16 protein-coding genes and 1 pseudogene are annotated in these 10451 nt (G+C 34.1%); 15 read left to right on the top strand and 2 right to left on the bottom strand.

The window, feature by feature from the left end:
- Positions 1–146: 146 nt before the first annotated feature.
- Together BAU27_RS11455 and BAU27_RS11450 are read left to right on the top strand one after the other, a co-directional pair.
- Positions 147–869 (top strand): MBL fold metallo-hydrolase, encoded by a 723-nt coding sequence (locus BAU27_RS11455; RefSeq protein ID WP_071748129.1) that lies wholly within the window; start codon positions 147–149, stop codon positions 867–869.
- Between the two features lie 3 nt (positions 870–872).
- Positions 873–1430: a TetR/AcrR family transcriptional regulator gene (locus tag BAU27_RS11450; protein WP_071770936.1), complete on the top strand. Its 558-nt coding sequence runs from the start codon at positions 873–875 to the stop codon at positions 1428–1430.
- 359 nt (positions 1431–1789) lie between these two features.
- Here the strand turns inward: BAU27_RS11450 and BAU27_RS11445 are convergent, their stop codons facing one another.
- Entirely contained in the window at positions 1790–1993 is a 204-nt protein-coding gene (locus BAU27_RS11445) for a hypothetical protein (protein WP_254797960.1), read from the bottom strand.
- 219 nt (positions 1994–2212) lie between these two features.
- Between BAU27_RS11445 and BAU27_RS11440 the strand changes: the two genes are divergently transcribed.
- From BAU27_RS11440 to BAU27_RS11420, 4 genes are all read left to right on the top strand, one after another.
- Positions 2213–2398 (top strand): hypothetical protein, encoded by a 186-nt coding sequence (locus BAU27_RS11440; protein WP_044738025.1) that lies wholly within the window; start codon positions 2213–2215, stop codon positions 2396–2398.
- Between the two features lie 13 nt (positions 2399–2411).
- On the top strand, positions 2412–2660 hold the full coding sequence (locus tag BAU27_RS11435; RefSeq protein WP_002015950.1) for a spore coat protein: 249 nt from the start codon (positions 2412–2414) through the stop codon (positions 2658–2660).
- A 247-nt stretch (positions 2661–2907) separates the two neighbouring features.
- Positions 2908–3858 carry an L-lactate dehydrogenase gene (locus BAU27_RS11425; RefSeq protein WP_071770934.1) on the top strand — a complete coding sequence of 317 codons (951 nt, stop codon included), beginning with the start codon at positions 2908–2910 and terminating at the stop codon, positions 3856–3858.
- Positions 3859–3880: 22 nt separating this feature from the next.
- Entirely contained in the window at positions 3881–4894 is a 1014-nt protein-coding gene (locus BAU27_RS11420) for a PTS sugar transporter subunit IIC (RefSeq protein ID WP_071770933.1), read from the top strand.
- A gap of 65 nt (positions 4895–4959) precedes the next feature.
- Here BAU27_RS11420 and BAU27_RS11415 read toward each other — a convergent pair whose 3' ends face one another.
- A complete protein-coding gene (locus BAU27_RS11415; RefSeq protein WP_071748134.1) occupies positions 4960–5607 on the bottom strand; it encodes a phosphatase PAP2 family protein in 648 nt (215 codons plus the stop codon).
- Positions 5608–5753: 146 nt separating this feature from the next.
- Between BAU27_RS11415 and BAU27_RS11410 the strand changes: the two genes are divergently transcribed.
- From BAU27_RS11410 to gcvH, 9 genes and pseudogenes are all read left to right on the top strand, one after another.
- Entirely contained in the window at positions 5754–6281 is a 528-nt protein-coding gene (locus BAU27_RS11410) for a hypothetical protein (protein WP_071748135.1), read from the top strand.
- 55 nt (positions 6282–6336) lie between these two features.
- The gene (locus BAU27_RS11405; RefSeq protein WP_071770932.1) at positions 6337–6492 is read left to right on the top strand and encodes a tail length tape measure protein; all 156 of its coding nucleotides are present in this window, start codon (positions 6337–6339) and stop codon (positions 6490–6492) included.
- A gap of 341 nt (positions 6493–6833) precedes the next feature.
- Positions 6834–7235 carry a hypothetical protein gene (locus tag BAU27_RS11400; protein ID WP_071770931.1) on the top strand — a complete coding sequence of 134 codons (402 nt, stop codon included), beginning with the start codon at positions 6834–6836 and terminating at the stop codon, positions 7233–7235.
- Positions 7236–7281: 46 nt separating this feature from the next.
- Positions 7282–7455, top strand: coding sequence for a hypothetical protein (locus BAU27_RS32310; RefSeq protein WP_175546538.1), 174 nt, complete (start codon positions 7282–7284; stop codon positions 7453–7455).
- Between the two features lie 90 nt (positions 7456–7545).
- Positions 7546–7752, top strand: a pseudogene (locus tag BAU27_RS11395) (hypothetical protein); the annotation flags it as partial.
- 112 nt (positions 7753–7864) lie between these two features.
- Positions 7865–8107 carry a DUF3937 family protein gene (locus BAU27_RS11390; protein ID WP_071748137.1) on the top strand — a complete coding sequence of 81 codons (243 nt, stop codon included), beginning with the start codon at positions 7865–7867 and terminating at the stop codon, positions 8105–8107.
- Positions 8108–8224: 117 nt separating this feature from the next.
- The gene (locus BAU27_RS11385) at positions 8225–8596 is read left to right on the top strand and encodes a hypothetical protein (protein WP_083595963.1); all 372 of its coding nucleotides are present in this window, start codon (positions 8225–8227) and stop codon (positions 8594–8596) included.
- Between the two features lie 827 nt (positions 8597–9423).
- Entirely contained in the window at positions 9424–9789 is a 366-nt protein-coding gene (locus tag BAU27_RS11380) for an arsenate reductase family protein (RefSeq protein ID WP_000218970.1), read from the top strand.
- A 41-nt stretch (positions 9790–9830) separates the two neighbouring features.
- The gene (gene gcvH / locus BAU27_RS11375) at positions 9831–10214 is read left to right on the top strand and encodes a glycine cleavage system protein GcvH (RefSeq protein WP_071748138.1); all 384 of its coding nucleotides are present in this window, start codon (positions 9831–9833) and stop codon (positions 10212–10214) included.
- Positions 10215–10451: the final 237 nt, after the last annotated feature.

Genomic DNA, 10451 nt, shown 5'->3' with positions numbered 1-10451 from the left:
TTTTTTTTTTTTTTTTTTTTTTTTTTTTTTTTTTTTTTTTTTTTTTTTTTTTTTTGTGAAAAAATGTAATTTTCAGTGACAAAAACTAATGCCATTAGTATAATAAAACTAATAGTATTAGTTTTTGTGAAAAGGGAGATGGGAATATGAGAATGATGCATGAAAAAACGGTATATCAATTGTCATTTTTGCCAAGAGTGTTTCCTGTGAATTGTTACTTTGTGGAGGAAGAAGATGGTTTAACTTTAATTGATGCTGCTTTGCCATATAGTGCAAAAGGAATCTTGCAGGCGGCTGAGAAAATAGGAAAACCAATTACGAATATTGTATTAACACATGCGCATGATGATCACATCGGTGCACTAGACGCATTAAAGGACGTACTTCCTAATGTTCCAGTCTATATTTCTAAGCGAGACGCAAAACTGTTAGAAGGAGATACGACGTTACAAAAGGATGAACCGAATATACCGATAAAAGGCGGTGTACCTAAAAAGGTAAAAACGGTACCTGATGTTTTATTGGAAGATGGCGACCGAGTTGGATCGCTTCTTGCGATTATGACACCGGGACATACGCCAGGCTCCATGTCGTTTCTTGATGTACGAAATAAAGCTCTTATTGTCGGGGATGCCTTCCAAACAAGAGGAGGTATGGCTGTTTCAGGACAAATGAAATTTTGGTTTCCGTTTCCTGCGATGGCAACGTGGAGCAAAGAAATATCATTACAAAGTGCAGAGAAGCTGAGAGAATATGAGCCATCCTTGCTTGCGGCAGGGCATGGGAAAATGATAAATGATCCAGGCGCTATCATAGAGCTTGCCATTAAGGAAGCTAGGCGGAATATAGAAAGTAGAAAAGAGGGTTAATTTATGTCACCTAGAATTGGACTTACATTACCGAAAATTGTAGAAACAGCAGCAGAAATTGCGGATGCAAATGGAATACAAGAAGTAACAATAGCTTCATTAGCGCAAAGGTTAGGGATACGTTCGCCCTCACTATATAATCATGTGAAAGGGTTACAAGATGTACGGAAAAATCTTGGTATTTACGGAATAGAACAGTTGCATAACAGATTGGAAGAAGCGGCCGAGGGTAAACGTATGGATGAAGCAATTCATGCTTTAGGAGAAGCGTATGTAGCATTCGTCCGCAAACATCCTGGATTGTATGAAGCAACCTTTTTACGAGATGAAGAAGTAAGAAAAGCAGGTGACGGAATTGTGAAGCTTTGTCTTCAGGTTTTACAACAATACGGCTTAGAAGGAGAGAATGCACTTCATGCGACACGTGGATTCAGAAGTATTTGTCATGGGTTTGCGTCGATTGAACAGCAGGGTGGATTTGGTTTGCCGCTAGATTTGGATACAAGTTTATATTTATTACTAGAAACGTTTATTAAAGGATTACATGTAATGAGAGATTGAATAAGAGGAAACCTTAGAAGTGATTCTAAGGTTTTTTAGTGCATATAATCCCAAAAGAACAGAATACTAAATCTTGAATGAGCAAAGAAAGATAGGAGCATTCTATGCGAAATTGAACAGGGCTTGAAAATGAGAAAGAGCCTCTAATGATTTAGAGGCTCTTTCTTGCTAAATAATATTATTTAGCAGGCTTTAGAAATGTATATATTGCTAAGACAAAATTGAAAAACGTAAATACGAAAGGATCCTGGCTTGACTCAGAATCATAAGCTTCTTGGCTTTTTGTAAGAAAGTCGTGGATTTTCATAGTCATTGCTCCTTTGTTATGTAGAGTTTATAAAAGGGAGTTTTTAATTAAACTAACGCTTACTAATAAATCCTAAGAAAAACGTAGTGTTACGATTTTTATAGTTGTTAAGTGCTATAAATAGGAAACAAATGAGAAATAACATGTGTAAAGGTATAGAGGTTAATAGTGGTTTTAAAGCTAGTACATCAATTAGCAATTTTACATATAGGATTGCATAAACGATGAAGAAGATAACTTTAAACTTTCTTTGCATAGGCACACACCTTCTTAATATGGTGTATTTGTGAATTATAAAGTTAAGGGTATATTTTTAAAATTTGTATTTTTCTGTAATTATAACATTTTTTTGTCTGTATAAATAGATGTGGTTGATTTTATTATGAAAGGAATTTAAGAAAGCTTTTTAATGAATACGATTTAAAAAGAATCAAATAATAAATATTGAATGAACAAAGAAAGGTAGGAGTATTCTATGCAAAATTTAACAGAGCTTGAAGTAGAAAACTTACGTCATTTGATTGGTGGACACGCAACAATTATTAACAAGTTAGAACAGTATGCACAGGCATGTACAGATCCAGAGTTGAAACAAATGCTACAAAAGGATGCACAAGATGCACGAAATACGAAACAACAATTAATGACTTTCTTAGGATAGGAGGAAGCGAAAAATGAATGAAAAAGATATGGTAAATGATTATTTAGCAGGGCTAAATTCAAGTTTAACAAGTTATGCAAATTATATTTCTCAGTCTGATAATGAACAGTTACATCAAACGTTAATTCAAATTCGCAATCAAGATGAGATGCGTCAACGTAATATGTATGAATACGCAAAGCAAAAGAGTTATTACAAACCGGCAGCACCTGCTAATCCAATGATTGTACAGCAATTAAAAAGTCAATTAAGTGCGGAATAGTGTGATGAATGAAACGAGCGAATGGATTCGCTCGTTTTTTTTGTTTGGTATATGTCAATAAATACATAAGAAATATTTTTCCAGTTGTAACAAATATGACGAAAATTGAATATGACAATTCACAAAAAGGACAAAAGTTTGTTCAATATTTCACAAAGTATCCATGGTTTCTATCGTGGGAATCTCTATAATTAGGAGTGTAAAGAACAAAAGAAATAGATTACATGATCGATTAGGGGAGATTGCTATGAATAGAAACACAAGAAAAATTGCAATTATCGGTACTGGATTAGTTGGATCAAGCTGCGCGTATTCCATTGTAAACCAAGGGATTTGCGAAGAGCTATTGTTAATTGATATAAATCATGAACGTGCAGTTGGAGAAGCGATGGATTTATCGCATTGCATTAACTTTACAAATACAAGAACAAAAGTATATGCAGGAAGCTATGAAGACTGCAAAGATATGGACATTGTAATTATTACAGCAGGGCCAGCGCCGAAGCCTGGACAAAGTCGTTTAGACACTTTAGGAGCAAGCGCTAAGATTATGGAGAGTGTTGTGAATGGCGTAATGGAAAGTGGATTTGATGGCATTTTCTTAATCGCATCGAACCCAGTTGACATTATTACATATCAAGTTTGGAAATTATCTGGTTTACCAAGAAATCGTGTACTTGGTACTGGTACATCACTAGATTCTTCTCGCTTAAGAACAATTTTATCTGAAATGTTACATGTAGATCCTCGTAGTATTCATGGGTATTCATTAGGGGAACATGGTGATTCTCAAATGGTTGCTTGGTCTCACGTAACTGTTGGTGGAAAGCCAATTCTGCAAATTTTAGAGGAACAAAAAGAACGATTTGGCGAGATAGATTTAGATGAAATTGTTGAAAAGACTGCAAAAGCTGGCTGGGAAATTTATAAGCGTAAAGGAACTACTTATTACGGAATCGGAAATTCCCTAGCTTATATTGCCCGCTCAATTTTCAATGATGATCACCGTGTTATCGCTGTTTCAGCTATTTTAGATGGCGAATATGGCGAATACGATATTTGTACAGGAGTACCAGCAATTATTACTAGAGACGGTGTAAGAGAAGTGGTAGAACTGAATTTATTAGAAGATGAAGAAAGCCGCTTTGCGAAATCAAACGATGTTTTACGCGATTATATGAAAACAATTGGCTACTAAATTATAGGAGAAGGTGAAACAAATGAAGGAATATATAATGTCTCGTGTGTTTAAAGCTTCTGCCGGAATCGCACAGGGTATTTTCGTATCTCTTGGAATTGGTTTACTGATCGAAAATATAGGAAGAATTGTTGATATCCCACTACTTATTACAATCGGAGTTGTTGCAAAATCACTTATGGCACCAGCAATTGGAGCCGGAATTGCTTTTATGCTTGGTGCAAACGGACTCGTAATTTTCTCAGCGATGGTGGCTGGGGCAATTGGAGCAGGTTCCATTTCAATTACTGAAGCTGGTCTCATCATTAAAACAGGTGAACCAATCGGTGCATTATTAACAGCGACTTTAGCAGTTTATATTGGTAAACGATTAAGCGGAAAGACTGCTTTAGATATGATGCTCGTTCCATTTGCAGCAATACTCGGTTCTGGTTTAGTCGGTATTTGGTTAGCTCAAAATATTAGCCCAGTTTTAAATGCAGTTGGAGCATTCATTAAAGATAGTTCAGCTGGTAGCCCGTTCGTCGCTTCTATCGTGATTGCTGTAGTTTGGGGATTATTACTTATCTCTCCAGCTTCATCAGCTGCTTTAGCGATAGCACTTAGCTTAGATGGTGTTGCAGGTGGTGCAGCACTTGCTGGATGTGTTGCTCAGTTTATCGGATTCTCTGTTATCTCAGCGAAAGAAAATAATTTAGGTGGCATATTAGCTCAGGCACTTTGTACTCCAAAAGTACAGTTGCCGAACATTACTAAAAATCCAATGATTCTCGTCCCAACTGTCGTCGCCAGTGCAATAGTGGGCCCAGTATCGGCATTGATTTTCCATCTAGAAGCAGGAAAAGAAATTGCAGGTCTTGGATTAAGTTCTCTTATCGCACCAATTAATTTAATTTCCAGCCAAGGATGGGAAGTTCTCCCAGCGATGATAATCACTTATATCATCATCCCAGTAGCTGTTTCTTATATACTTTACATTGCTCTTAAAAAAGCAGGTCGTATTCACTCAGGTGATATGACTGTACCGCAATCTTAATTTGAAAATCTCCTTGATATAGAGAAAAGCAGACTGAAGAAGCCACAGTCTGCTTTTTTGTTATGTTACATTTTATGATTTTGTTTTACTGGAACTCTTATTGGTTCTTTTGCTAACAATAGCTGAACACCGAAGTATAATATGCTTGCAAGCGTCATTCCAGAAACGGCATCTACAAATGCGTGTTGCTTCGTAAATAGCGTTGATAAAATGATAAGTGTACCGAAGAAAGTAAGAATGTAATATTCAAAAGCATGTTGTTCTCTACGTTTAAAGGCAGCGAGCATTATTACAAATGTAGTAAGAACGTGAATGCTAGGGAAACAGTTTACCGGTTGATCGATACTATAAATATAGCGGACTAGTTCGGAAAATACGTCTGTTCCAACGACGGTTGGACGCGGTACTGTTGTTTGCCAAAAATAATAAACAGAAAAACAAGCAAGTTTGCCAAGAATTACACTACTTAAAGTAACGTAATATTGCTTTCGATCAGCAAAGCAGTAATAAATAAGTGCGCCGTATAAGTATGGAAACCAAAGTAAATAAGGAATAATAAATGCTTTTATAAATGGAATCCAACTATCTACTACAGTTGTAACGTTTACTGCATGAACAGCTGATTTATTTAATACGTCGTAAAGGGGACTTACGAGTACGAGTAGAAGTATATAACTTAACGGAAGAAAAGATGAAAGTTTAAATTTCTTCATGACAATCTCCTATGTTTTTTAGTAATGTAAGTAAATTCAATTGATTATAATATAGAAACACGAATTGGGCTATCGATTTTACTTACATTTTCTTGAATTCACCTTACATTTTTGTCACTTGACTTAAAAGAGGGAGAGGGTGCTAAATGAAGCGTTCATTTTATTTCTTAGTTTTTATATTGTTATGCCTAGTGAGTACTGGGTGTGCAAAGGATAAAGAAGGAGAGAAATTAGAATATAACGGAAGAGCACTCGTAATTGGAGTTGTTGGTGAAAAGCCGAGAGATACGTTTAGGAATGTAAAGTTTGAGGAAATGAAGTTAGAGGAACTGGAAAAGAAATCTAAGGAAGTGGATGGTTTTCTAATAATGAAAGATCACTTTCAAGAAGCCTCAACAGAGCAATATAAAAATGTATTTTTATCACTAAAGAAACCAGTGTTTTTTATCGGTTTACAAGATAAATCATATTCGATTTTTATTACAAAAGGGATAGAGTATAACAGTGCCCGAAAAGATGTAAATGCGATGTATACGCAAGGTTTTGCGAGTATCGGAAGTGGTGAAGGGCAACAATGGGGAATTGGTTTATCAAATGGTGGAAATGTAGAAGCAAGTATTCATAATATGTATATCGTCGTATTCCAAACAATTGCAGATTATTTAAATAGATGATGAAGGAGCCTGTAAACGAGGCTTCTTATTTTTTTATGTAGAAGTATATAACAATGTGATTGAGAGGCTCACGCAAGCTTTACAACGTATGCGAGATGTATTCGCGGCTGTAATGATACCGATTTATAATTTTATATCAGCTATTGCAGATTTGATTATAAAATTTAATGAAGCGCATCCAGTATTAGCTCGTTTTATCAAGGGAGGATAATGTTAGTTCCACATCTCCCCTTGCGATTGGTATTGGTTTGTGGGCAAGTATGTAAGTAGCTTTATCCTTATTATGGTAGGTAGAGCCAGGAACGAGGATTCTCCTTTATTTCGAATGTAGGAATCGGTTATATAGTGATTCAAATGATGCCATTATTTATGAAATTGCCAAAGATATATAGATTACTTTTTTATTTGAAGGAATTTCCTAACTCTCACGGAATATAATCATCAAAAATTCTAAATAATATAATTTTTATCTTGATTTTTTTGGGGAAAACAGTAATTATATGAATGTGTAATTCTAATGTTAAATTAGGACCATAGGAATAAGGTGGAATGATGTTGAAAATTATTAAAAATACATTATTATTTGTTCTATGTTTGGTAGTTCTTAGTGGGTGTTTTACAAGAGAAGGAACGATTGTTGGTGGTAAGGTTCATGGTTCTTCAGATAGCGTATCTGGTAGTATATCTGGGGACTATAGGAAATTTGCTGGATCTGCAACTCAAGATAGGAAAGTTAAAAAAGGGGAGAATTGGATCTTTTCTTTTACTGATAAAACTAAACAAGGAACTATAATTGCTTATGTTGTAGATTCAAATGATAATACTATACTAGAATTTAATAGTGGCGAAGGTAAAAAAAGCATTAAAGTACCTAAGGATGATACATATAAGGTTAAAATTAAAACGGAAGATCATGGTGGAGAATTTCGAATATCATGGGAAAAAGAAAGATAGTTTTTAAAATTATAATGCCTGTTTGAAAAGGTAGAGGATGAATATTATGTTCTTAGGATTCGAATATCTTCCAAAGAGATGGGGAAAAAGGAAAGTTTCAGAAAAGTTTCTGCAAGCAAAATTTGCTGATGAAGGAAAAGGGATTTTGATTATTATTTATGCTATAGATTTATATGTAATATCTATTCCTTTAAAAGTAAAGAAATATAATTCACTTTAATTTCTATGGAATATAGAAGTGATTATGCTATGAAAGTCATGTGTATACATGGCTTTTTCTTTGCAGTAATTTCTTAACTGTCGGTTCTATGTAGCGTTATGCGGCGGGTTATTCATTATGATTGGTAGCCAGGAAAAAGGATTTCTCCTTATTTCAAGAGCTGGGATTGTCTATATGGTGGTTCAAATGATTCCGTTATTTATGCGATTAATTGTTGGGATTGCTAAAGCTAGTTTATTCTACACTTGTAGGGATTTTTTATTAAAAGTAATTCCTAAATATTCACGAAATATGTAAATATGCATATTGTATTTATTTGGATTTTTCCGTGTGTTAAAATTAAATATAGAGATTTTTGTATATAAAGAACTGAACTCAGAAATATCCAATGAATTTTGAGAGGTGTTACATGTTTAAAAATAAGAAATTAATTCGATTCGGTTTAACATTACTTGTATGTTTATATGTAATTGATTTTACAATCAGTTATTTTCAAGTATATCTTGAATCAGCAGCAGGTATTAAATGGGTAATATCAGAAACTTGGAGAACTATTTTGTTGGATGCTCCTGAAGGTATATTGGTTATTTTAGGCGCGATTGCTTTATATGATTTCACAAAAGAAACATCGCCAAAAGACGCATCAATTTAAATGCGTCTTTTTTATTTCATGCAATTAGCAATTTCGTGGATGGCAGTCTTGCTATTAATGATAGGACATTATGTCATACAATGAAGATAATATTAGAAAATTATGAGGATGATTACGTTGGGGAAATTTTTAATTAGTTATGCTGCAAGCCTGTTTACTTTTATTATCATATGGTTTTTAATACCGTATATTTCTGATCCTAGTTATTCTTACGAGAATGATTTACCTAACATATTAGGATTCATTGTAATTCTCATCATATTTGGTAGTATATTAGATCTTGTAGCTTGCCTAATTGGAGAAATGTTATACAGGAACATAAAACAATGTAGGGAGTTTCGATTTGGAATTCCTGTATTTATTGGACTAGCTCTTATTTATATATTTATACTCTCTCTTTTTACTATTACTAGTGCATATTCTTCTAGTTTAGTTGCACCTATTATTATGGGTTCCTTAGCTTTTTATTTAGTACGTAGAAAAATATAATTAACTTCAGCTAACAATAATTATGTAAATGAGCTAGTGGCGGTTCCGCAAAGATTTTGAATAAACTACGAAAAAGTAGAAAAGTATACATTTCTACTTTAATAAAGGATACGTTTACCTTTAGATTCATGATAAAAAAAGAAGTACCCTTGATTAGAGACAGGGGTACTTCTTTTTTTATTTCAGTCAGTAATTTGAATTTCATATTCTCAGGAGCAGTTACTTTGGCTTTATTGATGATATGTTTAATAACTTTCTTACGGGCTCACTACTACGGTCAAAATCGTTAGTTCCTTTTATCTGTAAGTCTTTGTCATTTAAAGTGTTTCCAGGTTTTGTGACTATAGGCTGAAACGGTTAAATAAACTTTTGCTTAAGATGTATGTTCGGTAGGAAGAAATTGATGCAGCTCAAGGGTGAACAAGGGAAAATAGGAATTTAATCAAACGTTTGTTTAAGATGTATGTTCGATAGGAAGAAATTGATGTAGCTCAAGGGTGAACAAAGAAAAATAGGGATTTAATCAAACGTTTGTTTAGGATATATGTTCGGTAGGAAGAAATTGATGCAGCTCAAGGGTGAACAAAGAAAAATAGGAATTTAATCAAACATTTGTTTAAGATATATGTTCGGCGTGGGATGAGAAAAAAGTTTTTTAAAAATTATATATTTATTTTTTCTTGATAAATGGCGGAAAAATAAGAAAAATTAGCAGGATTATTAAAAATTATAACGAAATAAGTAAAAGTTTAGCGAATAATCGTTTGAAATAATAAAACGTTTTCTATATGATAAAGGTAAAGGTTAGTAAAAAAGTAGGTGAATTTATGACAGTAACATTTTATTCATATCCAAAGTGTGGCACATGTCAAAAAGCAAAGAAATGGTTTGAGGCAAACGATGTAGCATATGAGATGATTCATATTGTTGAAAATCCACCATCAAAAGAAGATTTACGTAATTTACATGAGAAAAGTGAATTGCCATTAAAAAAATTCTTTAATACAAGTGGAATGCGTTACCGCGAACTTGGTTTAAAAGATAAGTTAAAGGATGCAAGCGAAGACGAAATGTACGAGCTTTTAGCATCTGATGGCATGTTAATTAAACGTCCAATTGTAACAAATGGAACGAGTGTAACACTTGGTTTTAACGAAGAGCAGTTTGAAAGTGTGTGGAAAAAGTACCAATAAGGTATTTTTACATAATTAATACATTCACTGGAGGTACAGTCATGAGCATTCCAAATAATTTACGTTACTCTGAAGAACACGAATGGGTAAAAACAGAAGGTAATGCGGTTGTTATCGGTATTACTCACTTTGCACAAGGTGAGCTAGGCGATATCGTATTCGTTGAACTTCCTGAAGTAGGTGCAACAATTGAAGCTGGCGAGCCATTCGGAAGCGTAGAATCTGTTAAAACAGTTTCTGAGTTATACGCACCTGTAAGTGGTAAAGTTGTAGCAGTAAACGAAGAATTAAGTGACCAACCAGAACTTGTTAACGAATCTCCATACGAGGGTGCATGGATGGTTAAAGTTGAACTTTCTGATGCAAGCCAAGTTGAGAAGTTATTAACTGCAGAAAAATATGCAGAAATGACAAACCAAGACTAATTATAGTCGACTGAAGGACAGCCTTTGTGCTGTCCTTTTTTATGTTGTGTTACATAATGAATTTGAAAGCACATATATATTAATTATCATATAGGAGAAGATTTTTGAAAAACTTTTTCGCAGATGTTTCATGTTGATTGAGCGGGTTCTGCTTTTTATTGTCTAGCTCCAGCGGCTAGAACAGTCGGTCATTTCACTCCTTCACTTGAGGCAAAAAGCGCCTCTAGTTCAGGAGTT

The organism is Bacillus sp. NH11B, assembly GCF_001884205.1.
GTDB classification, from domain to species: domain Bacteria; phylum Bacillota; class Bacilli; order Bacillales; family Bacillaceae_G; genus Bacillus_A; species Bacillus_A proteolyticus.
The sequence above is the reverse complement of the archived record's forward strand: the minus strand, read 5'-3'. Positions and strand labels throughout refer to the sequence as shown.